Source organism: Paenibacillus sp. JNUCC-31, from assembly GCF_014844075.1.
Classification (GTDB): domain Bacteria; phylum Bacillota; class Bacilli; order Paenibacillales; family Paenibacillaceae; genus Paenibacillus.
On record NZ_CP062165.1, the window covers coordinates 2,774,218 to 2,797,421 of the forward strand.

13 protein-coding genes are annotated in these 23,204 nt (G+C 50.2%); 1 reads left to right on the forward strand and 12 read right to left on the reverse strand.

The features are described from left to right. Nucleotides 1–191 precede the first annotated feature (191 nt). The 11 genes from JNUCC31_RS12040 to JNUCC31_RS12090 form a co-directional block, all read right to left on the reverse strand. On the reverse strand, nucleotides 192–1,553 hold the full coding sequence (locus JNUCC31_RS12040; RefSeq protein ID WP_192271378.1) for an FAD-dependent oxidoreductase: 1,362 nt from the start codon (nucleotides 1,551–1,553) through the stop codon (nucleotides 192–194). Nucleotides 1,554–1,843: 290 nt separating this feature from the next. Beyond that, the gene (locus tag JNUCC31_RS12045) at nucleotides 1,844–2,326 is read right to left on the reverse strand and encodes a glutathione peroxidase (protein ID WP_192271380.1); all 483 of its coding nucleotides are present in this window, start codon (nucleotides 2,324–2,326) and stop codon (nucleotides 1,844–1,846) included. 187 nt (nucleotides 2,327–2,513) lie between these two features. Continuing rightward, nucleotides 2,514–3,329 carry a ferric iron reductase gene (locus tag JNUCC31_RS12050; protein ID WP_192271382.1) on the reverse strand — a complete coding sequence of 272 codons (816 nt, stop codon included), beginning with the start codon at nucleotides 3,327–3,329 and terminating at the stop codon, nucleotides 2,514–2,516. A gap of 96 nt (nucleotides 3,330–3,425) precedes the next feature. Then, a complete protein-coding gene (locus tag JNUCC31_RS12055; protein ID WP_192271384.1) occupies nucleotides 3,426–4,307 on the reverse strand; it encodes an ABC transporter ATP-binding protein in 882 nt (293 codons plus the stop codon). Between the two features lie 437 nt (nucleotides 4,308–4,744). Beyond that, nucleotides 4,745–7,993 (reverse strand): GAP1-N2 domain-containing protein, encoded by a 3,249-nt coding sequence (locus tag JNUCC31_RS12060; RefSeq protein WP_192271386.1) that lies wholly within the window; start codon nucleotides 7,991–7,993, stop codon nucleotides 4,745–4,747. Continuing rightward, entirely contained in the window at nucleotides 7,990–9,249 is a 1,260-nt protein-coding gene (locus JNUCC31_RS12065; RefSeq protein ID WP_024632789.1) for a TRAFAC clade GTPase domain-containing protein, read from the reverse strand. The genes JNUCC31_RS12060 and JNUCC31_RS12065 overlap by 4 nt, the downstream gene beginning before the upstream one ends. A gap of 204 nt (nucleotides 9,250–9,453) precedes the next feature. After that, entirely contained in the window at nucleotides 9,454–10,101 is a 648-nt protein-coding gene (locus JNUCC31_RS12070) for a beta-mannanase (protein WP_192271388.1), read from the reverse strand. A gap of 20 nt (nucleotides 10,102–10,121) precedes the next feature. Beyond that, the gene (locus JNUCC31_RS12075; protein ID WP_192271390.1) at nucleotides 10,122–11,405 is read right to left on the reverse strand and encodes a vWA domain-containing protein; all 1,284 of its coding nucleotides are present in this window, start codon (nucleotides 11,403–11,405) and stop codon (nucleotides 10,122–10,124) included. A gap of 236 nt (nucleotides 11,406–11,641) precedes the next feature. Next, complete coding sequence (locus JNUCC31_RS12080) at nucleotides 11,642–14,206, reverse strand: transcription initiation factor TFIID (protein ID WP_192271393.1); 2,565 nt, start codon at nucleotides 14,204–14,206, stop codon at nucleotides 11,642–11,644. Nucleotide 14,207: 1 nt separating this feature from the next. After that, on the reverse strand, nucleotides 14,208–17,597 hold the full coding sequence (locus JNUCC31_RS12085; protein ID WP_192271395.1) for a tubulin-like doman-containing protein: 3,390 nt from the start codon (nucleotides 17,595–17,597) through the stop codon (nucleotides 14,208–14,210). Between the two features lie 284 nt (nucleotides 17,598–17,881). Next, on the reverse strand, nucleotides 17,882–19,678 hold the full coding sequence (locus JNUCC31_RS12090) for a vWA domain-containing protein (RefSeq protein ID WP_192271397.1): 1,797 nt from the start codon (nucleotides 19,676–19,678) through the stop codon (nucleotides 17,882–17,884). A 408-nt stretch (nucleotides 19,679–20,086) separates the two neighbouring features. Between JNUCC31_RS12090 and JNUCC31_RS12095 the strand changes: the two genes are divergently transcribed. Beyond that, on the forward strand, nucleotides 20,087–21,019 hold the full coding sequence (locus JNUCC31_RS12095) for a hypothetical protein (protein ID WP_192271399.1): 933 nt from the start codon (nucleotides 20,087–20,089) through the stop codon (nucleotides 21,017–21,019). 232 nt (nucleotides 21,020–21,251) lie between these two features. Here JNUCC31_RS12095 and JNUCC31_RS12100 read toward each other — a convergent pair whose 3' ends face one another. Further along, a complete protein-coding gene (locus JNUCC31_RS12100) occupies nucleotides 21,252–22,820 on the reverse strand; it encodes a DEAD/DEAH box helicase (RefSeq protein ID WP_192271401.1) in 1,569 nt (522 codons plus the stop codon). Between the last annotated feature and the right edge of the window lie 384 nt (nucleotides 22,821–23,204).

Below are 23,204 nucleotides of genomic sequence, written 5' to 3' on the forward strand. Positions count from 1 at the left end.
TGGTTGATAAGTTCATTGTATCGCGAAGGTTTCGAGAGGTTTGTTACTTTTATCACAAAGTATCAAACCTATATTTTTATGCTAAGTTTTATCTTGCTTGATGTGCAATTGAAGGAGCAATTACTCAGAACGATCTCAGAAAAACAAAAAAGAACTACCGCATCGAAGCGGCAGTTCTCGGATATATAGGGTTACACCATCGCTGGTGTTTTCACTTCCACTGGAGGCAACGCCTGAAGACCAGCCGAGTTCAGGAAGTTCCACGGTTTGTTGTAGTGTGGCTGGAAGAAAAAGTCGATGAAGGCCAGTTCATCTACCGTCATGTTGTTCTGGATGCAGACAGAAATCGTATTGATCGACTGTGTCAGATCAGCCTGCGACATGACCTGTGCACCTACAATGCGGCGTGTAGCCTGTTCATAGATCACTTTGAGCAGCAGTTTCTCTGCTGTTGGCATGAACTCTGGACGGTAAGCATCTTCAAGCGTTACAGCTTCAACCACCAGACCCTCGTCCGCAGCAGATGTTTCTGTCAGACCAGTACCTGCAATATTTTGCTCATAAATTTTAATCCCTGATGTGCCTTGTGTACCCATGTACGGTGTCGTCGGACGAACCAGGTTTCGCGCTACGAGTGTACCCATCCGCACTGCATTGGTTGCCAGTGGAATGTACGCTGCCTTACCGGTTGGATTGTAATGGATTGCACAGCTGTCTCCCGCAGCGAAGACGTCTTTTTGGCTGGTTTGCATATATTTATCCACGATGATTGCGCCGTTCGGCAGCATATCCACCTGGCCTTTGAGCAGTTCTGTATTTGGACGGAAACCAATGCACAAAATAACGAGGTCCGTTTCGAACTCACCCTTGGATGTAATGACCTTGTTCACTTTGCCATTTTCCCCGGTAAACTTCTGTACCGTTTGACCCAGCGCCAGCTTGATGCCGTGTCCAGTCAACGTATCTTCAATAGCATCTGTGAACTCGGGATCGAGATATTTGTTCAAAATCCGATCCACACTGTCAATCAGCGTAACTTCCTTCCCATTCATCTGGAAAGCCTCTACCAGCTCGATGCCGATGTATCCTGCTCCAACCACGGTAATGCGTTGGGCATCCTTCGCTTTTTCAATGATCGTGTTGGAATGATTGTAGTTTTTACAAAGTAAAATGTTGTCCAGCTCAATGCCTTCCAGCTTCGGAACGACAGGCCATGAACCCGTTGTCACGATCAGCTTATCGAACGTATCTTCAAATTCTTCCCCGGTTTTCAGGTTTTTAGCCTGAAGTGTATGGCCCTCGGTATCGACTGCCGTTACTTCATGCAGCATTTTGGTAACGACACCGAGCTCCGCCAGTTGATCTGGGGAAGAGTAGAACAGTCCGTCCGGGTCTTTCACCACACCACCCACATAAAGCGCAATGCCGCATGATAAAAAGGAGATATTGTCATTGCGCTCATACACCGTGATCGTAGCATCCGGGTACAATTTGGCGGTGTTAACGATGGCTGCGGTTCCTGCGTGGGTACATCCGATAACTGCAATTTTCATAAAAAGTTCCTCCTTGGAGTATATAAATAAGAAATTGAAAATAACGGCATTGTTTTTGTGAAAAAATTCACTACTTAGTGAACGATGGTATGTGATTTATTTCACTTTATACACTTATTATAATGTGATCTTTTTCACATTACAAGGGGTTGATCAAAATAAATTTGTCGAATGTGTTTTTCTTCCGAAATCTACTCATCTTTATAAACTTCAGTTTTCCCTGCTTGTGGCTGGTTTATGCTCAAAAAAAGCCTGTCCTCCATTCCTGGAGGCAGGCTTCTTCATTCATTTTATACACCAAGCAGCTTTTCAATCTCTGCGGTCATGTCCTCTGGGGATTCTTTCGGTTCAACACGTCCTACAACTTCTCCTTCGCGATTCACAAGAAACTTGGTGAAATTCCATTGGATGCTGTTGTCTTCACCAACACCAGGTTGCTGCTCACGCAAATACTTGAACAAAGGATGAGCATCTTCACCATTTACGTCGACCTTGGCAAATACGGGGAAATTAACGCCATAGTTGATTTGGCAGAATGATTCAGCTTCCTCACTGGACCCCGGCTCCTGGCCGCCAAACTGGTTACAAGGAAAACCCAGTACAACCAAACCTTGATCACGATAGCGATCATAGAGCTTCTGCAATTCACCGTATTGTGGAGTCAGTCCACACTTGCTGGCAGTATTGGCGATCACCAATACTTTGCCTTGATACAGATCGAGTGGTACTTCCTGATTTGCGGTCGTTACCGCCTGATACGAATATACGGACATGACTGATTCCTCCCATGAGTATGATGTAGGTTGGGCTGTTGTATGTACTGTACCTAATGACCATGCGGCACACAGCCTGTCTCTATATTATAGACCTGAGGCGGTCAATTACCAAATCTGTGATTAAACCCTGCTCAAGTTCATATCGTAAAAAACCTTCATCCATCAACATGGGCATATTCCCTTTTTAGCGTGACTTCGCAGCCAAAATAGCATCATATCGCTCTTGCCGCTCTGCCTTGGTCAGTTTGGGGCAGCTATAGCAATAGTCCTGACCGCCATATACCTGATGGTGTAAACAACAGACAGGTTTCATCAGCATCGTTTCTCCAGGTTGATGCGGGTTATCAATCTCTACCGGTTTAAAGGCTAGCAGGTTCTTTTTCAGACCCAAGATCTCGGGAGACATGGTAATTACATGCTCATACCCTTGTACAACCGCTTCACGTTCCGTCTCTTTCAGATTCATCTGTAACGCTGTCGTTTTGAACCATCTCAGCATGGATGCAAGTTGTGCCCACATTTGACCCGTATTCGCTCCTCCAGCAACAGCCACCCCTTCAATCAGCGGGCGCAGCTGCTCGCCGTAATATGCTGTCAATACATCATTACGCCAGGAGGATGGAACGGCATCAGGTCCTGCCACCAGATTCGGATGTGATTGCTCGGTTACATTGTTCAGTTGAAAACCAATCGCCGGACGGCCATCCTCTACCTCCAACTGCAAAATAACATTATCTAGCGTAAGATCGAGCCGTGTGTCACATAGAGCCGTCATGTAGTGAACCCCAATCATCAGGCCACGAACCGAATGCATGAAATAAACAGCAGCCGAGCGAAGAGAATCAGCCCGAAGATGCTCATTATAGGCCTCCAGCATAAGCTTTGCCTTCTCGGGATGTCTTAATGCTGTCAAAGGTATGCCAAAGACTGGTTCGTCTATCGGTGCGGTTGTTGTGATTCGTCCGTACTGCTGTAACCAGGTGTAGTTGATTTCTCCCATTCCTGTAGACCTCCCGTGAATGCGAATGAGCCGCTTGCATTATGCACAGCGGCTTCATTCTATAGTTTAGGACCACATATGCCCCGTATCATTAGCTCAGGTCGCGTGAAGAACACGCTGCTCTGTCCGTCCGCCAGCATGAACCATTGCACTGTTCATGACCATTTGTTCTGGAGATGCAGACGGTTGGCGTTGACCCGCAAGGGCGTAAGGCAAGCAGAGCGGTACACCGGAACGCGGATCAATCACGATATCCGCCTCAATGTTGAATACTTCGCGAAGCACATCGGAGTTCATAACCTCTGCGGGTGAACCTGTAGCGATGGCTTTACCTTTCTTGATCCCAATCATGTGATGCGCATAACGGGAAGCATGGTTCAAGTCATGCACAACCATAACGATCGTACGGTTTGCTGTGGCATTCAGCTGCTCCAGCAATTGCAGCACTTCAAGCTGGTGAGCCATATCGAGGAACGTTGTCGGCTCGTCCAGGAACAGAATATCTGTCTCCTGTGCAAGTGCCATGGCAATCCAGGCACGTTGACGCTGTCCACCGGACAGCTGATCGATTGGACGATCATGGAATTCCGTCATGCCTGTCACTTCGATTGCCCATTCAATCATGCGTTTGTCTTCAGCACGCATCGAACCAAAGCCTTTTTGATAAGGGAACCGTCCGTAGGATACCAGCTCAGTTACGGTAAGTCCTTCGGGAGCTGTTGGATTCTGTGGCAAAATCGCAAGCTGCTTGGCAACTTCACGCGTGGACTGCTTATGAATGGATTTCCCGTCGAGCAACACACTACCTGCTTTTGGATTCATGATCCGTGCCATGGTTTTCAGAATGGTAGACTTTCCTGAACCATTGGCTCCAACAAGTGCTGTAATTTTTCCTTGGGGAATTTGAATATTCAGATTATCAACAATCAGTCTTTCCTCATAAGCGATATCCAGCTTGGACGTCTCCAGACGAAACATGCGATCATCCCTCTCTCATTTATCCCGGTTATGTATTCCGGCTATGATAACGAAAACGAAATTGTGGTTCAACGTATTTCCGGCTCAACAAGTTTCTATACTCTAAAGATACTGATAATCATTATCATTTGTCAACACCAAATACGAAATCCTTTGCTGGTTTAGAGCATTTTTTGAAGTGTTTTACTACATTTCGGCTAGATTGCCCACCTTTTATGTGAGAGCTTTTCTCATCGTTTACATGCATTTCATCGCTTTTTGCATGGCTCTCCTTACCCAACATTTTAATAATGTGTCCATATTGTGAAAAATAGACCTGTTTGATTCATTTTGTATATGACATTCTCCTTCACTTGAATAAAAACAAAAAATACAGCCCCCACGAAATTCTACGAGGTGGCTGTATTTTGTATTAATAACATATCCAAGTATCCCGCTTACAGCTTCGGTTCCGGGACTAGATTGATCACGGCCGTTCCACTCTGAACACTCGCGATGTTCTCCAGATCGATATCGTCCGGAAGCTCCACTTGGTGCCCATAGGGATATAAACGGTCTGCTTCGGCAACAGTCAGATTTTTCGCTGAAGATGGATCTGCCCCCGAAGACGGAGAGGAATCAGAAGGCAGATCGCCTGCTGCTCCTTGTGCAGAGCCCTCACCTATAGCGTCGGAGGCTGTGCCAGTCCCTGCATCCATCCCCGTGCTGCCTGCTGCCGGATCTGAAACGTTGTCCTCGTTCGTGGCTGAATCTCCCCCCTGCTTAGCTTCTCCACTCTGCTGAGTATCTTCTGCACCATCAGTAGAAGAACCAGCGGAGCTTCCTTCAGGCGTGCCCTCTGAGTTGTTTCCAGCTGCACCTGCACCTTCCCCATCCGGCTCCGCATTTCGGTTAAAACTCTCCCATTCACCCTCTGCATGGAGTTCCTGTTTGGTACCATCCTTCAAGTTCCATTGGAGAGTGTCCATTTGCAAGGCGTTGCTGTCCGCTTCATTTCTGTAACGGATCACCAACTGGGCAGGAATCTGTGTACCGTCATTCGCTTCGGAAGCCGGAACGAGATAGGCGATCTGTTCAGCGATCTGTACCTCAGGTTCAGCGGGAACAACGGGCTCCTGTGACGGTGGAGGTGATGCCGCTGGCGTCTCCGCTTTCCCTCCCATCAAAGCATACGTGCCTCCAGCAATACCCAGGATCAGGATGACAATGATCGATCCTAGAAAAAGGTTTTTCCTTTTACCTGTCAGCATGCGAATCAGCGGAGAAGACAACTCGGTTCTGGCGCGGTCGTAGACTGGCTTCATTGTCTTGCTTGCTCTGGCATAATAGGGCTTGAATGTTGACTTTGACTTAAAGGCTTCGCGATCATGGGCCTTGAAATAGGTAACGATTGCATCAGCGTAACTCTTATGTGCGTTGGAGCCGCGAATAAACAATCGTTGATTTCCCGACCACTCCATAAATTGATACAACACTTCTGTTCGTCCTGAATTAGTGTAGATAAATTCAATAAGGCCTGGATAATCGAGCCTGTTGCTGCCACTCCCACCCCGATAAAAAGCCAACGGCAGCGCTTCAAAGGCAGGCGTACCCGGAAGCTCACGCAGCTCTTCGGCAAGCCAGCGACGCGTCCAGCGCTGGAGCTCATTACGCTCGGACAGCGAGAGTCCTTCCAGCTCCTCTTCTTCACGCCCCTCGCCACTGAGCCATGCTCTCGCCGCCAGCATCAGGTTTGTACGGGCAGACACATCCGCTCCCTGACGTGCAGCCCAATCCCTCACCTCGTTACCATGCAGCAAAATATCTATGCTTAACAGCTGTTCACGATTAACCCGCTCCAGATCGAGATCCTGGATCATAAACAAGTTGATGACGTAAGCCAGCTTATCTGCAAGCCGGGTTAACTCCTCCTGATATGCAGGTTGCTGGAAGGCAGACTCAGACCCACCTTTCCGGTTAGCCCGAGTTACAGCTCCAGACTGTCCGATCCGGGCAGTAATGCCTGAATCGAAGGAACCTGTGGCTGATACTCGGTCCAGTACACTAACCCGTTTAAGTGCTTCATTGGCAGAATGAACCGGGTTAGGAGCAGAACATAATCGTTCCCGCAGCTCGGTTGACGTTCGTTCCAGCAGGAAGCTGTTGTGGATGGCAGACGGATGGGAGGTGACCCAACTCTGAATCACTTCCACGACGTCGGCAGCCGACTCCGTGCGTTTCAGCTGATTATCCAGATAAGGCTCGAACAACAGCTTGGTCAGTGATTCGTTCGCCAGCACTTTGTCGAAGAAAGCGCGACTTAACACGCTGCCCCGATCCAGCAAACCATACAGTTCCTGCACAGCACGCATACGTTTCTGTGAACGGGCGTTATTAACGCCGTAGATGAAGTAATCCACGATCCGGGACTGTACGACTGGCGCAGCGACCCGGAAATACTCCCCGATGCGTGCAGCAACCGATTCTTCAGGCACATTCTCCCTTTTGACGCTGTCCAGCTCACGACTGAGCAGCGTCAGAAACAGTTCGTTCAAACGTGAACGTTGCTGTGCCCCGCCTTCCGGTTTCAAGTAGGTGAGCAAGCCACTCAGGACATCGTTTTTGTTATCCACATACAGATCTTCCCTGCCCTGCTCCAGACGATAGAACATGGAGAGTTCTCCGTATGCTTCAATGGAGAGCTCCCGTCCAGGTTCCATGCCAGACAGCATCTCATCGGCAAAATCATAAAAAGGACCCACAGCTGTCGGCTCGTGCAGCAGTGACCAGGCGAATTCCGTGTAGGGAAGCTTCGCCACAGATGCATCAGCATGGGTAACTCTCCCGGATACCAGATCAAAGGTGAAATCCTTCTCCGTGTTCCTGTCTTTTGGACGCAGTGTGCCACGCTCCACAAACTGGACATGAATGCCCTTCTTGGCCTGCGGCTCCTTGGCAAACGTCATAAAGCCCAGCTGCCGCCGGAATGCGTAAGGCAGCGCCGTAAATAGCAAACGCAGCAGTCCCTTGGCTCCGGCTGTAACTTCCTCAGCGGGCACATCCAGTGCAATATATACCTTCCGACGTGTCGCTACAGCTTGCATAACAGCGTAGAGCAGGCGCTTGAACACCACTTCGTCCATTTTCAGAGCACCGAGGATCTGACTTGGTGGAGAATCTGAACTGAACCCACCTAGGCTTGCCCCCATTCCGAGTCCCGTGCTTGTACCTCTGGCCGATCCTTGTCCAACACCAGCCGCAAGTGGCAATTCCGTAAGTGCAGGCAGCACTGTGCCTTGTTCGATGTCATAGGACGTGGCGAACACAGCATCCAGCCAGCCGCCTTGCTTCATCTGCTCTTCCGAGCGTTCGGGAGACAGGACATAATTATGGGCAAAAAAAGCGCTGCGCAGCCCGGTGAAATCAGCGGACTGGTACACATTTTGCCCAAGAATCGTCTCTCCGCTCTCCAGATGCAGCAAATGAATGGAAGGCGGGAACTTCGTCTCATCCTTCTCACTCCGGCCTGTCAGCTCTGCTGGTGCGTCATAGACGCAGTAGGGATGAAGCACTTTTTTGATAAAAGAAGGGTCCAGTCCCGGCGATGCGGCAACCGTATCGAATCCCTCCGTTGTGCGAAACACCCCGCGCCGCTCTCTGGTGTACATCTGTTGTTCAATTGGCGGGGTTATGGAAGAACGCATCATCCCACTCTCCCCTCAATGTACTTCAGCTTGTACAGCAGCCAGAGGAATGGCTCATCGACACGGATTGGACTGACCACGCCTTGCAGCTTCATATCTACCGGATTGCTACCCAGCGCAGATACTGCAAAGTAAGCCGTATCCTTAAAATACACATCCATCGTGCCTTTGAACGGACGGTCCACCTTCTCGATAAAACGCCGGATCTCCCCGTCGATATTCTCGAATTCGGTCAGGTCGAACCAGTCGCGGTGTACCATGTTGCGGAACACATTGCTGTTGGATTTGATGTAATCGCCCTCTTCATCCTTGAGGGAATGCAGCATGTCGCTTTTGGTGAGCACGACGGCTGTTGGAATATTCGTCTTGGCTTTGTCCTGGTACGCAATAAAGTCACCAAACATCGTCAGCACCACATCACGCGGCTCATCGTATCTTGGCGTCCACTCGCCTGGCTCATTGCCGAGGTTAATGCGGATTTTGTCCCGGATGGAACGAATCTGGAGCGGGTCCACCATGAACAGAATGCCTGCCGAGTTCTTGATATGCTGCCCGTGAAGTCCCAGATAGTCCTGCTCCACCATACCTTCACCAGCGACGTCAAAAAACACCAGTGTCAGCGGGGCTTTATCTTCATCCTTGAATACAAATTGAAAAATAAAAGGCTCTTGCAGCTTCTCTTTCTGCGTTGAATCCAACAGATCGCCCCGCTCGAATAGTGGCTCTTCGTAATCGGCACGGAACCGGCGACTAATCTCTGCATTCAGCGGCATGCAGGCCGCATCAAAGTGATCGGCTGTGTAATGCTGCAATGTATGAATTAATGAAGTCATATAGACGGATTTACCCACCTGGGATGCCCCGATAATGGAAATGATATTGCTGGGAGCCTTGCCTGCCGTGACAGGCAGCTCGTTATGGCACTGTGGACACAGCCGACGCCGTGTGACGACACCATAACGATCGTTCAGTCCCATCACAATGTTATCCGAATAGATGCGATGTTCCTCAGGTACATCATGCGGGGCCAGCACGGCCTCCATATCAAACACCGTATCCAGTCCAAACCGTTCGCGATACCGATTCAACTTCGCATCTTCCCCAAGAGCGTAGTCCTCATCGTCGTCGCGATGATGGGCAGCCCGGAATACAACCTCCTCCGGTGAAAACTTGCTGAAGCAATACGGACATACAATATCGTAAAACAGCGGACGTTCCTCCGGCTGCTGTCTTTTCAAAAATCGACTAAAGAAACTCATAGCCACTCCCCTCCCCTGATCAGTTAGACTACACTGATTTTCACTTACACTACGATGACAGAGTAACCTTCCAATCGCTGTTATCCCCAGATTTTTTTTGATTCCCTTTTCTAAAGGGAAAAATCCGGTGATAAAGGCGAACGCTTCGCTTTTTCAGGTTATTTCTGTCCTCTCCGTTTCAGTGTAAAAAATTACCCTAACCATCTAGTCTGATATAAGCCGATAGGCAGCTCCATATTTCGGTCCGTCCGTGAAGAACAGCCTTACATAATCGTCCTTGGCTACTTCTACGGGCGGCATCTCATTTCTTCCGGGAGCAAAATCACTCACAAAAGGGTACACCGTGCCATCTTCCTTGTTCAACGGAACTCCGCCTTGCTTGCGGACATAACAGAGCGCTTCCTTCGGAACAGGTGCTTCGGCGGTGACGGTCATCAGTACACTTTTCCGTTTCTGAAAAAAACCGCTCTTGTACCGGATGGAGAAGCGAATATCCGCTTTGCCTACACTGGCAATCACCGTGTTGTCCCCATCCCGCTGGCGGAGCAGAACCGGCCCGTCTTCCTCCATCTGACACGCATACACCGTGTACCGGATGGCACCAAAACCCGTGATCCGGTCCGTATATCCATTGCTCGCCTTATATTCTTCTTTCGTGTATAGCTTCAGCTTGCCCTGTGCAGTCTGTTCCCCGGTGCGATCATCGCCCATCAGGTCGAGCTCCAGCCGTTCAACATATACAGCTTCCAGGCTTTCTGGCCAGAGCCAGCGAAGTGTAGATCGGCTCTCGTCCACTGCAAGCGTTAGTTTGCGAATCAGGGGCGCTGAAGGATCTCCATCCGTAAACCTCATGTGTCGCCTACCTCCAGACGTTAAAATCCTTTGCTGCGCGTATCTCTTGCCCGTTGTCCAAATCCTTCCACTGAAGAGGTTCCTCCCCCAGCCTCGCGGCGACCACGGCTCTTCCGCGGGGTATTCTCCTTGATTGGAATAATCCAGCTGAATAGGGTCAATACGGCAGACAAGATGAGCATCGCCCCAAATCTTACAAATGTATCACCAACCGTTGATCCATCCAGCCCCCATTCGAGCAGTAGTCCTGCCAATAATCCAGACACGGCACCACCCACTCCAAAGCTGAGTGCCAGATGGCGGTTATCGAATACCAGTCCGAGCGATACTCCCAGGGCGACACCAATCAACAGGATGGCAGCCACTCGGAAGATAGCCAAATACGTACTGTGCTCCATCATGCCTGTCCGTTCGGTCACCAGTGTACGTTCATCTATCGTATCGTAAATTTGCTGGAATGCCAGATTAAGCCCCCCTGAATCCGGTACATCATAATACATACCGCCCGTCTGCTGTGCGATATGACGCAGCAAGTCGGTTCCGGAAGGGTCTACCAGACTCAGACCCACCGTATTGACAGCAATCTGTTCATTCGCATACTCCGACAAAATGCCAGATGTGTCTACATCACTGAATCCATCGGACAGCAAGATTGCTACCGTTCCGCGTTTCGGGTCCTGTTTGCCTTTAATCTGTTCCATCGCTTCCCGCAGCACGGCATCGAAATTGGTTCCGCCCGAGGTTGTCACGATGCCGTCAATTTTGCTGTATACCTCATTTTTGGCAGCTTCACTGTCCAACTGGATGAACGGCTGCAACAACTGTGGCTGATCATCAAAGGTAATAACTGCGACCTGCTTGTCGCTCTCCATCTGACTGATCAGCGTTTTCGCTGCTTCAAATCGGCCGTTATCCGGGTCCGTATCGGTCATGCTGCCTGAATTATCAATCATCAGTATAATATCTTTGACTTGCTTCGCACCGCCTGGGTTAATCTGATAAAGCAATTGCAGGGCAAGTCCAACAACAAACAACAGTGCAAGCGTTGCCGGAACAAGCAACTTCCAGGATAAGCCCAGATACCGCAGCTTCCAGGAAGAACCGTTCAGCTTGGGCGAGATCATTTCTGCGAGTAAGCAGAACAACCCTACGCTCAGCGCCAGGACGCCAAAGTATAATCCCATCAGCAATAAACGGGGCATTTCCCCAAGCCACTGACGCAGCATGATTTCTCCTGCCGCAAAGCCCACGGCCCCGCCGATCAGGCTGAACAGGACCAGGAGAAGATTAATTTTTCGCTGCATGTGTGCATGCATCCTTTCCAAACCAGCCTTTAATCGACTGAATTATTACGAGATATCAGGTGACAAAACATGTTCTAATTCCATCATGCCCTGGACGGAGAACAGATGAACGTTAATCCATTGGAGACACAGACACACAGCACGTACACAACGATCACATTGCACTGCACATTGCCCATTCCATGGATAGGCCCAATCTGTACCTCCCTTCCGTCCATAAGACACAACCTGAGATTCTATCGCATCGGCGAGAGTTTATCAGCCATACCTGCCGGGTGAAGCTCATACCCATTTTCCGTGTACGAGTCGTAATAGACTCTACCGTTACGGTAAACCATCAGATCCTCCAGATGAAAACCACCCATCAGATTCAGCTTCTCCACACCACTGCTTCGTTCTTCGTATACTACACCCAGCTTATAGATTCGAGACGTTTCTTCGGCATGCGCCGCGTAGTCCATGAAGGCACTGTGATGGTCGCCAAAGAAATACTTTTCTTCATACCGATGTTCCTGCGTATAGTCGAATACTCTTACCCGAACGACTGCCTGCTCTTCCAGCGTGCGATACAATCGGCGGAACAGATCATCACGGGTCAATACGTTTTTGTCGCCATAAGTAATGGTAACATTCGCCCGGAGCAGCAATTCTTCTTCGAAAGGCACCCGCAGCGGCTCTGCTGTAAGCAGCATTACATGACATACTTCCATCAGACGTTGCAGGAGTGGCTCGTTTCCTTCCGTCGCAAGCCGGTTCATATCCCCCATATAGCGATCTTCGAACCAGACATCCCGTCCGCGCTTTGCCTCCAAATCTGCAATCAGCGCTTCCGTCACTTTGCCGTAGTATTCCATTACGTTCTGACCGATATATTCATCTGCAGCCGCTATACTCTCTACCGCTGTTTCACGCAAGACACGTTCCAGCGTTGCCAATGTTCCCGTCACACTGCGGCTGAACGTATGCAGTTGTTCCATTTCCGAGTCGTAGGCACGCAGCAGCTGCAATTCATTCTCCAGACGCAGCAGCTCAACCTTGGGCACATACACGCGCTCCAGCAAACAATCGATCAGGTTGCGCACGTTCTGTTTGTCACGGAACAATGCACGTTTGAATGACTGATCCTCTACACGCTCCTGCTGACGCTGCTCAAGCAAGGCACGTGCGGATTCAAGCTGCACCGATTTATCACGAATCAGTCCAAGCAATGCCTCACGTACACTACCCAAACCGCTGTCACTCCAAGCAGCCCACTGAAAATAACCAATCTCGGGATACTCAGCACGCGATTGCTCAGCTTGGCGATGCAGGGAACCTTCTGTGCTGCGTTGACGCATTCTTTCCTCGGCAAGACGAACCACGTTATCACGGAAGTACGCCTCTGCCCCATGCCCGAACAGCGCTCTCTCCGCTTCACGCAGCGAGAGCGGCTTCAGGTCGGTGAAGCTGACGTTATGCGTCATAATGCCACTCATACCGCTCACCAGGTCCTCATCGGGAAGTATTCCTTCCACTTTGTGCTCTATCGAAGCACCGTCCAGTCCAAAGAAGGTGAGCTTGTCCTTGATGCTCCATTCAGGTTCCTGCTGCATTCGTTCGAGTAGATAACGATACAGATGATACAGCACCGCGAGTGCAATCGGTTTGTTCGGCCGTCTAATCTCGGCAAAACCTGCACTGGCGTAACCATGCTGATCTGAAGTGGTGCGGATGTTGTTTTTGAACGATGTATTGTTATAGGTGTTGGCTCCTGTGCTTGAAACGGAACCGGAACTATCTGCATCCTGTTTCCGGTTCTTGAGCAGACAGATTCGGCAGATGATCTCGGCATTTTCGATCCATCCGCCGGGTACGCCGGTGCCCCGCTCGTTTTTGTCCGACAAAATATATACGAGATCGAACAATGGCGATGCAGGATGCACAACCGGAATAGAGATCCCGTCTTCCGTAACCAGCAGATTGCCGCTGAACGTATAGTCCAGCCCCTGCATGTAATCCAGTTCCCGCAAAAAAGCGAGTCCTGCCGCACTTGCATATCCAAAGGAATCGACCTGCTCCATCTCGCTGACCAGCACATGCAGATCGGTCTGTACCGACTTGAAAGATTGAGCCAGTATCGTTTCGGTCAGCTTGGTAAGCTCCGGTAACAACACATTCAGTGGATCGTCTGCCCGGGTCACGACCGTCACGTAGATTCGATCAAAAGACGAATATAGACGTCCGTATTCCGCAATACGATTACTCACCCGCCGCAGGGTGCGATTCAGACCAAAGAGTGCCTGATCTGAATCGTGGAAGCTGCGATGCACGTCCTTGCGAAGCGTTTTGGAAGGTCGATCCTTCTGTATGTTAGACAAGGGAAGCACGTGACGGGTTACCTGACCGTCATCGAACGAACTGCGATTCATAGCTTCAGCCGGACGATGCACACCTGGATATGATGGTTGACGGTCCTCGCTATGTTCACCGCGGTCAAGCTGACTACGGTTATCGTTGTCATGCTTCATTTGTCCGCTGCTGTCATGGTCACGATGACGGTCATCATCCTGATCTTCGGTCCCAATCTGTACATAGACTACGCCTTCTCCATTATCCCATTTCAGCCGGTTGATCTCCCGGACAGCAGACACTGCCGGGGCGACCTGATCACCCACAAACAGGAACAACGCCGGGTAATGGATGCTGCTGCGACCATCACCCAGGCTGCCTTGACGCTCCTGCTCTGCTGCATATTGGGCTGCATACTTCTCCAGATTGCGCTTCAGGGCATTGTTCGAGCTGAACTCCATCCCGGCCGCCATCTTACTTCAGCCTTCTGCGAATGTCATTCAGTTTCGATGACATCGTTCTGTAGAACTGGTAGATGTCTTCTCCGTTCGCCAGTTCCACTCGCTCGTATTCCAGGCGGTCACGGGATTCCATGAACAATGCAGCCAGATCATCCAGCTTCGCAAGCAGCGGCGCAATATCTTCGGAAGCGGTCATGTCATTATCACGGCGGGACGCTTTGCGCAGCAAGGTGCTGCGATCCTTCTCTGCGAGTCCACGGAAGTTGCCAAACACTTCATACTCGGCAAAGTTACGGCTCTTCATCAGGTTCGCGAACGGTTCCCATGCGTCTTCTTCCGGATCACGGTCATAGACATACAGCGCACCCTTCTTTACGATGGTATCGGTGTAGAGTGCTTCGATGAAGCGGTCATACCACTGCTCCTCGTCCTGATGCTGGGCGAGAATGCCTTCCAGCTCAGCGACTTTGGCCGAGATGGCGTTCATCTTCGCCAGTTCTTCACGTACCCTGGCGATCAGCTGCGGGGAACGAACCAGGTTTTCTTTGGCCATATCTTCATTAATACTTCCGAAAATGTCCTTCACCGACACCCGTGGCAATCCTTCGGATTGCAGGCGCTTCAGCTCCATGACTGCCCGCTTCACTTCACCCAGGTTCGGGGTAGTAGACGTCAGGCGCATGTCGTAGGCACCGAGCTTCGCAGACAGGTCGAACGGTTCCGTTGTCACAATTGCATAACGGTTGCTTGTATTCTCATCGATGGATTTGGCTGTCACAATGTTGTATCCGAGCGCCTGCTCGAATTCGGCACGCACGCGGGCATTGTATTGCTTCACCCGAGCGTTCTCGTACACATCTCCCCATGATTTCTCCGGAATTGGCGATGGCAGATAGGTCCAGTTATTCTTCTCGGTTTGCACCAGATGGCGGCCGATGCCTTCTTTGTCCAAAATGGTACGTTCATAACTTTCCTCATATACTTTGAGCGGTGTGTACACAAACAGGGGTACCCCGTTGCGCGTATTCAGCCAGAAAATCCGGTTGCGCACTTCACTTTCCTTGACGGTAAAATGGGATTTACCCACCGCATTGTTCTGATAGTTGCGAATCCCTCTCAGAATGCCCGGCGCCTGTGCAGGCACCGATACGAACCCCCAGGATGGGAAATGCAGACTGCCCGTGCTGTTGCTCAGATTGAACACCGGAACCGCTTCATCATCCAGTTTGCCTGCAATGAAACGTTCCACGAATTTCTCGACAGACTCATCCTGCCCATATTTGATAACCAGGAAGTCCTCCATCGAGCGGGTAATCAGATCCCCGAACTTCTCCGTCAGGAAGTCAGAAATGGAGCTGACGATATCAATCTCGTTTTCCTTCACCCACTGGCTGGAGTTTTCCAGCAATTCACGGGAGAAGTCCCGGATCAGGTCATCCGTATCTCGCTTGTCCAGCAGTCCATCCACCACACTGACGATATCCGGTACACTTACAACGTTCCAATAGTACGTCTTGTTGCCTTTGTGATCGGACTGTTCTTCACCGCGTGTCAGAATATCCCCGTTTTTGGAAAAAATCGAGCTGAGCGCGTTCAGCGTTTCGGTAAATACGTTATAAATGCGACTGTTCTCCTGGTTCAGCAATTCGTACAGGTCCTCATAGAACTCGATCATCTGATCATTGCGTTCCACATCGGCATGCAGCCAGTACTCATGAATTTTTGCTTCAATATAAGCATTCTTCTTCTTCTCTTTGGAAACAAACGCACTCTTCGCATCGCCCAGTTTCTCTTCGGACTGCTCCTGAGCAGCCTCAATATCCCGCGGAATACGGAAGGCATTCTCACGCAGGGTTTCGATGTACGACTGAATCATCTTCAGTACACAGAAGCCTTTTTCCGTGTAGATCAGACGGGACACATAGAACGGACCCTGTTCGGGATGCAAAAACATGCGACGGATCTGTTCGGTGAACTGACCCGCAATCTCACCCGGCAGCTGCTTCTTCGCCTTAATATATTCCTCACGGGCACGAGCCAGGAAGTTCTGCTCCAGTTCGGTGTCCATGTTCACGACCTGTGATTTCACCACATTGCCATAGGACAGACGCTCGCTGTTCTGGTAACCTGGCAGCGGCTCCGGTACACGAGCTTCAAAGGACTTGACCACACTTTCGAGATCAATGCCCAGCTTGCGGGCAAACTTCTCGGTATCCTCCTGGTTCGGCGCTTTGGAGAACATGGTACTCATTTTGTCGAACATGCGGTAAGCCAGATAAGTCGTCATTTCTTCGATGGGTAGTACCGCCGAGGAAGCACCGATAATGTTGTAATCATAGTTGGCTGGGTAGGCCTTGTTCATTTGTGCAATGTTTGTACGAATGTTGCTAATATAGTCGTGGATAGCAAACTCTTCGCCCGACTGCTTTTCCTCGCTCGCCATGAAGTTGGTGATGTTCTCGGCGGTGACGTTCATGCAGTAATCGTAGGCGTTCTCCAGCAGTTTGCCTTCCGTGTTGGTTGCGGAAATCAGATGACACAGGTTGAACGGCGGCAGAGGTGAATTCACCGTCAGAATATTGCCGTATTTCTGGGAGAAGCGCTCTCCCCGGCTATCCACGTTCATCCAGTAATCCAGTTCCTTGAGCGCAGCGTAACCATTCTTGCGGATATATTCACGAGTGTGTTCACTCAAGCTCTTGTTGGACAGGTTCACGTCTGGAGTGAACAGATAACCTAATGTGTTCACGCGGTCAATCCCGGCGGAGCCATGATCGCGTTCGATAATCCCGCGCACGATATAGGAGATATCGAGGAAGCAACCACTGCCTGTACCGCCGGAAAGACCTGTCAGCAGGAACACCATCAGTTTTTTGTTGGTACCCACAGATAACGTTTTAATCTTTTTGTCGATCGCCTGCACGACCTGATTAATCTTCGTAAACAGCAGCAAACGTCCAGCCTGACGCACCCCTGCGGCGCCGTTCATGCCATCGGTGATGCTCAGCTCCGGAGACAGCCAGTCCGTAATATACGGCTCCAATACGCTGCGGTTCTGAAGCAGTCCACCAATTTCGGCATTGGACAGCAGGACGAATTCATTAATTGGATCGAGTCCGATGCCTTTATACTTTTTGGCGCGATCCTGTTCGTTCGTTTCAAAAGCAAGAAACTCCACATTGGACGGTTTGTCCATTTTTTTCTTGGACACCGGGTCCTGTGGCAGCTTGAAACGTCGGTTAATCTGGTATTTAAGACGCAGCAGCGCATCAATTCCTGTTCCTCCAAGACCGATAATCAGAATCGGGTTATCAATCGTATCGACTCTGATTTTCTCACTGACAATCCCTCCGCCAAGCGATACATCCAGTTGCTGAATATGTTCTCTAACAATCGGTTTCATTCCATGTCCTCCCTTGGGTTAACGCTCATATGTTTCCATTTACATAATTTGAACTAAAGAATATTTACACTTGCCACTCCGATGACAGAACAACCTTCCGATCGCTGTTATCCCCTGATTTTTTAATTATATTTTACAAAGGTGAAAATCTGGGGATAAGCGTATGCTTCCGATGCAGCTTTCTTTCAGAAAGCTTTTAGGCGAACGCTTCCGCTTCTTCAGGTTATTTCTGTCCTCTACGTTCTCGTGTAAATGTTTAGATCAACTTATATTGGTAATCATTTTTAGACCAAGTACTCGATCAAAATCGTTTTATCCGCCTGTTGCAGCGGGATGCTCAGTCGGTCACCGTTCTTCAGTTCAACGCCTGAGCTTGCATCGACCGCACGACCGGATTTCTCCAACGTACCGCCTGCCGTGTTACGGATTATAATTCGATCCCCATTGCTGGGCGTAAATACATATTTCTCGGTTTCCTTTAATTCAGGGTCCAGCTGTAACAGCTGGTGCAGATGGAATCTGCCCCGGAAGGATGCGAGCTTTTTATATTGTGGATAGGACTTATCTCCCGTGTTTTCGTCACGAATCTCAACGATCATCTGACCGACGAATCCACGGTTTTTGCGTTTCAGCCAGCCCATCAAGAACCAGGCGCCAACACCTACCACGATCAGGGCTATAACACCCAAAATGACAGGTAACCAAGGGAAAGGCTTGTCCTGTTCACCATTACCTGGCGTTGTTGGTTGTGTTCTGCTTCCGGCTGCTCCGCCTGCATTAATGGTGATTGGCGCACTTTCACGGTAGAAGCTGTCTTCTTCCGCACGAATGACCAATTCATAGTTATGATTGTCCGGCACTTCAAACGTTCCGGCAAACCCAGAACCTGTGTTTTCCAGCGGTTGTTCTTCACTCTTGCCTGTACCGACATCTTTTACGACCAGCGTGGCCTTCATATCTGCATACAGGTCGTTATCCTGCAGCGGCTGTCCCCCATTCTCCAGCTTGGCCGTCAGATCGACTTTGTCACCCTTCGTATAGGACTTGGTCTTAATTGGGTCCACGACGAGCTGGAGATCATAGTTGAACAACAGGTTGATATCGATGCTGTCTTTCGGAGCCCCTTTTACCCGAAGTTTCCAGTCGCCTTCCTGAGGCTTGAGCAGCTTCACCAAGGAATAACTCTTCGAAGTCGAGAGCTTGGCTGCGTCAGAGTTCAGATCTACGGCCTTGCCTGAAGGATCGGTTAATTCAATCTGCACTTGTTTTGAAGACATGATCGAGATGTTGGCTTCAAGTACACTGTCGTTTGGTACGTTCACGGTAACTTCCTGATAACTGCCGTTTCCGGTAATGGAGGGCAGCTTCACGACATTCAGTTTGGCATGATCGGCAAAAATCTCACTCAGAATCTGCGGTAGATCATCCGGCGTATCCGTAATGAAGGATTTGCCTCCGGTCTGCTGGGCCAGATCTGCAAGTGCATCCTTGTTCAGCTTGCCGTCTGCGTTCAGTCCAATCGTATAGACGGGAATTCCCTCATCCTGTGCTTCCTTGACGGCTTTTGCCAGATCCGCATCGGACTGAGACTGGGTGCGACCTTTGGTTTTGTTAAAATCGTTGTTGCCGTCAGCCAGCAGCACGATCATTGGCGAGTGAGACTTGTCAGCCCCATGGTTGAGCACATTCACCGCTTCAGCCACCCCGACAGAAATATCGGTGTATGGCCCTCGGCCGAGCTGATCAATAAAATCTTTCAGGCTGCTCTTGTCCGCATCGGACTGAATCTCCAGCAATGCCTTTTCCCGCTCCACCTGATCGGTATAAGCGACAATCCCTACCTTGTCCCCCTGGACCGGCAGCATATCAATAAACATTTTCATGGCTTCATTACTGATCTTGTCACGGTCACTTGTATTCATTGAATTACTTACATCAGCTACAAGTACCGCGTCGATTCCGCTTGTCTGTGCCTGAGCCGCTGCAGCATGTGGCAGCAACGCCTGAGGTAGCAGCAGTGTTAGAAATGCCAGCAGAACCAGAGTTCCGCTGAGCCAGCGTATTTTGCTTGTCCGCAGCATTGGGTGTACTCCTTCACGTTTGAGATTAAAATGGGAATAGTTTATTATAGGCGTCAAGCCTTAAGGAAATCTTAACAGTCTACTAATAAATTCTGAAAAGCACCCCTATCTTCAGTTACAGTTTTGTAATGACTGACAAAAATCGACGAATTCACGCCTTTAACTGGAACGAAAGTTCCAACTATGGGAATATGATATAGTTATTGTCAGCAAACTGCAATATAACAGCGCTTGTTTACCAAGCCATAGAAAGGAACGGATTATGGTTACATACGGATGCCTCGCCATATTGTTTCTTTTTGTCATGATAAAAGGGATTGCGTTCCAGCTTCATCGGCGCAAACCGGTTTCCCGGGAAGACGCGGATCGAACCCTTTACACTATTCTGAATGGCGAGCGTGATTGAGCATGAGCACTAAACAAGTTGTATCCATCAGACCTTTTATAAGAACGACGCATGCGTTTCAAAAGTTGCGTGTCTGCAAACGGTGTGGCCAGTATACTTGCCTGTGGGAAGATCACTGTACTGCCTGTGGACGCGGGACCCTTGCCACTGTGGAAGAACGCGCCTCTTCCCGCGTGAAACGCCGTATTGCACGCGACCTGTTTATCACGCTAATGCTTGGTGCGGTTGCTACTTATTTTGGTGAAACCATAGACCAAACGATGGCGGCGGCCAGCGTCTCCCTTCTGCTATTGGCTGGATTGATCTTCATGCAAAAGCGATCCTTCCAGGTCGAACAGCAGCGTGAGCTCAAACGCATGCTGCGTCAGAATGAGGAAGCGATTCGCCAAGGCATCAACCGGAATTGGGCGCTTGTCGCAGAAGCGCGCAAGCAGGATGAAGCGCTCGCCTACGAAATGCTCCGGGAGATCGGTTCACTCGTCTATAATGACCGGATTCGTCTGCAGCAGGTTGCGTTGCTGCAATCCTTCGTCCTGCGCAGCGATATGGACCTGCAGCTCAAACCTCTGCTGCTGCACAGCTTCGAGCGCCTGCTGGCAGAATATATCGGTGAAATCGCAAGGTTAAAGCCGGAATTGGTTCGTGAAGATGCGATTCGGTATGTCGCCACGCACGAAGTGAATATTTTGCAGCTGCACAACGGGATTCAGATTCTGACGGCAGTAGCCGCAGCTGCTGTACGCAAAAGTAAATATATTGAGTTGTTCCCTAGTCTTATTACCCGCTACGCCCGCTTTATGCCCAAAGATCGGTTCATGCGGCTTTATCGTACCCTTGAGTTGTATCCGGATAAGGCCCGCGGGGGTCTGGCGGAATCGGTTGGTCGGGTGTATAACGAGAAATATCGGGATTCGTACGCAGATGTTCGTGTGTAGAGCTGTTGTATATGGACTGGAAACGTAAATTAGTGCAAACTCAATCCCTATATATAGACGAACCAAATTCGTTTACCCCTGCATGCGTACTGGAATTACGCGTGATAATGTATCATTTTTATCATATAAGCTTTGACGAAAAAACACCCCATCCTTAGGTCTAGGATGAGGTGTTTTGATGTGTGGAAAATGTATGGCGTTCTTCCAGACTACCTGCCATGGGTTTTATCTTTTACCGTCCGCGACGAGAATCGCGGCGGTCGCTCTTCGCCGGCCCGCGTCCTGCGGAATCCGTCCGGCGGGAGCCCTCGCGGCCCTGCTTGCTCGGGCCGCCTTCACTGCCGCGCCCGGAGCTGCGCTTGTCGGCGCTACGGCCAGCCCAGCCGCTGCTGCGCTCATCGCCGCTGCGACCTGCACCGCGCCCGCCTTGACCCGCTGCGCTGCTGCGCGCGGAACCACGGCCTGCGCTGCGCTCGTCGCCACTGCGGCCGCCACTACGACCACCGCTGCGTCCACCTTCGCCGCCACGGGAACCCCGACCGCCACGTCCGCCTTCGCTGCGGCCGATACGACCTGCGCCGCGACGGGCACTGCCTGTCCCGGCGGAGCGTCCGCCAGAACGTTCTTCATCACCCTGGCTGTTGATGGAACGTCTGTTTGCTCCGGTAGAGGCTACAGGACCTTCACTTGTCCACTGGATGCGGGAAAGCTTCTGATTGGTGCCTTCCTCAATACGAGCAAGCTCCGGTCTGTCGTGCTGTGTTGCAAACGTCACGGCAAGGCCCGTGCCGCCAGCACGACCCGTACGGCCGATCCGGTGGATATAGCTTTCCGCATCATGCGGCATATCGTAGTTGAATACGTGTGTTACGCCTTCAACATCCAGTCCGCGTGCTGCAACATCCGTAGCAACGAGGATTTGCAGTTTCGCGTCGCGGAATGCTTTCATTACGTTCTCACGCTTGGATTGAGACAGATCCCCGTGAAGCTCATCGCTCGCATAACCTGCTTCGCGCAGATCTTCATTCAGCTTGGATGCACGACGCTTCGTCCGGCAGAAAACAATCGCCAGGTACGGGCGATACGTATCAATCATGCCGCGCAGGGCCTCAAGTTTGCCACGATCCGTGCACTCCAGTACCTGCTGGCGAATCTGCTTGATCGGAATAACGGATTGGGAAGATACCTTCACGTCTTCCGGGTCTTTCATATAGTTCTTCGCCAGGTTGCGAATGCCTTTCGGCATGGTCGCCGAGAACAGCATCGTTTGCCGTTTGTGAGGCAACTCACGAAGAATGGTCTCGACGTCTTCCAGGAAGCCCATGTGCAGCATTTGGTCGGCTTCGTCCAACACCAGTTTTTTTACATTGTCCAGCTTCAACGTGCCACGACGCAGGTGGTCCAGGAGACGTCCCGGTGTACCAATCACGATCTGTGTGCCATTCTGCAGTTTGCGCAGCTGTTTGTCCACATCCTGTCCGCCGTATACTGCGAGAACATGCAGTTTATCGTCGTTTGCAGTCAGCTTCTTTGCTTCTTCCGTAATTTGCAGCGCCAGTTCCCGCGTAGGAGCAATAATCAGTGCTTGCGGCGAGCGGTCGGATACATTAATTTTCTGAATAATCGGCAGCAAGAAAGCCAACGTTTTCCCTGTACCTGTCTGTGCCTCAGCAATAATATCGCGCCCACCCAGCAGTACCGGAATCGAACGCTCCTGTACCGGAGTCGGCACGGCGATGCCCTGATGTTTCAGGATCTCGCACCATTCCGGGCGAATGCCCAGTTGTTCAAAGTTTGCCAATCGTTACACCTCTGTATATTCATTTAGATGAGTCCATTTCATAATTAACAACAGTTTTTTCAATCAAGACTAGTTTTCCTTATATCAATCATGATTATGAAATGAATTTTTTAAAAAGCAATCGGTCCGTTGCTCTTCTTCTCCATACCCTGTAGTTTACACGTTAGTCAAGCAAAACAAAAGGGGATACAGCGTTCCCCCCTAACTTGTGGCACAAAATTCGAGATCTATGTGGTGAGTAGCTATAACGTGATCCTCGACGGATAGTTCTGGGATTAACTCCACGCGATGTTGCGAAAGTGTCTAAAATACAAATCGCTCTGTACAACAATGTTATGAAGATCGCTCTCAGGATGGGACTACCACGTACCACTAATTTCTAAC

Coding starts and splice junctions, on each gene's coding strand:
- JNUCC31_RS12075 (WP_192271390.1), bottom strand. CDS start 11,405: ATGCAGCGAAAAATTAATCTTCTCCTGGTCCTGTTCAGCCTGATCGGC.
- JNUCC31_RS12080 (WP_192271393.1), bottom strand. CDS start 14,206: ATGGCGGCCGGGATGGAGTTCAGCTCGAACAATGCCCTGAAGCGCAAT.
- JNUCC31_RS12055 (WP_192271384.1), bottom strand. CDS start 4,307: ATGTTTCGTCTGGAGACGTCCAAGCTGGATATCGCTTATGAGGAAAGA.
- JNUCC31_RS12060 (WP_192271386.1), bottom strand. CDS start 7,993: ATGATGCGTTCTTCCATAACCCCGCCAATTGAACAACAGATGTACACC.
- JNUCC31_RS12040 (WP_192271378.1), bottom strand. CDS start 1,553: ATGAAAATTGCAGTTATCGGATGTACCCACGCAGGAACCGCAGCCATC.
- JNUCC31_RS12050 (WP_192271382.1), bottom strand. CDS start 3,329: ATGGGAGAAATCAACTACACCTGGTTACAGCAGTACGGACGAATCACA.
- JNUCC31_RS12065 (WP_024632789.1), bottom strand. CDS start 9,249: ATGAGTTTCTTTAGTCGATTTTTGAAAAGACAGCAGCCGGAGGAACGT.
- JNUCC31_RS12085 (WP_192271395.1), bottom strand. CDS start 17,597: ATGAAACCGATTGTTAGAGAACATATTCAGCAACTGGATGTATCGCTT.
- JNUCC31_RS12070 (WP_192271388.1), bottom strand. CDS start 10,101: ATGAGGTTTACGGATGGAGATCCTTCAGCGCCCCTGATTCGCAAACTA.
- JNUCC31_RS12095 (WP_192271399.1), top strand. CDS start 20,087: ATGAGCACTAAACAAGTTGTATCCATCAGACCTTTTATAAGAACGACG.
- JNUCC31_RS12045 (WP_192271380.1), bottom strand. CDS start 2,326: ATGTCCGTATATTCGTATCAGGCGGTAACGACCGCAAATCAGGAAGTA.
- JNUCC31_RS12090 (WP_192271397.1), bottom strand. CDS start 19,678: ATGCTGCGGACAAGCAAAATACGCTGGCTCAGCGGAACTCTGGTTCTG.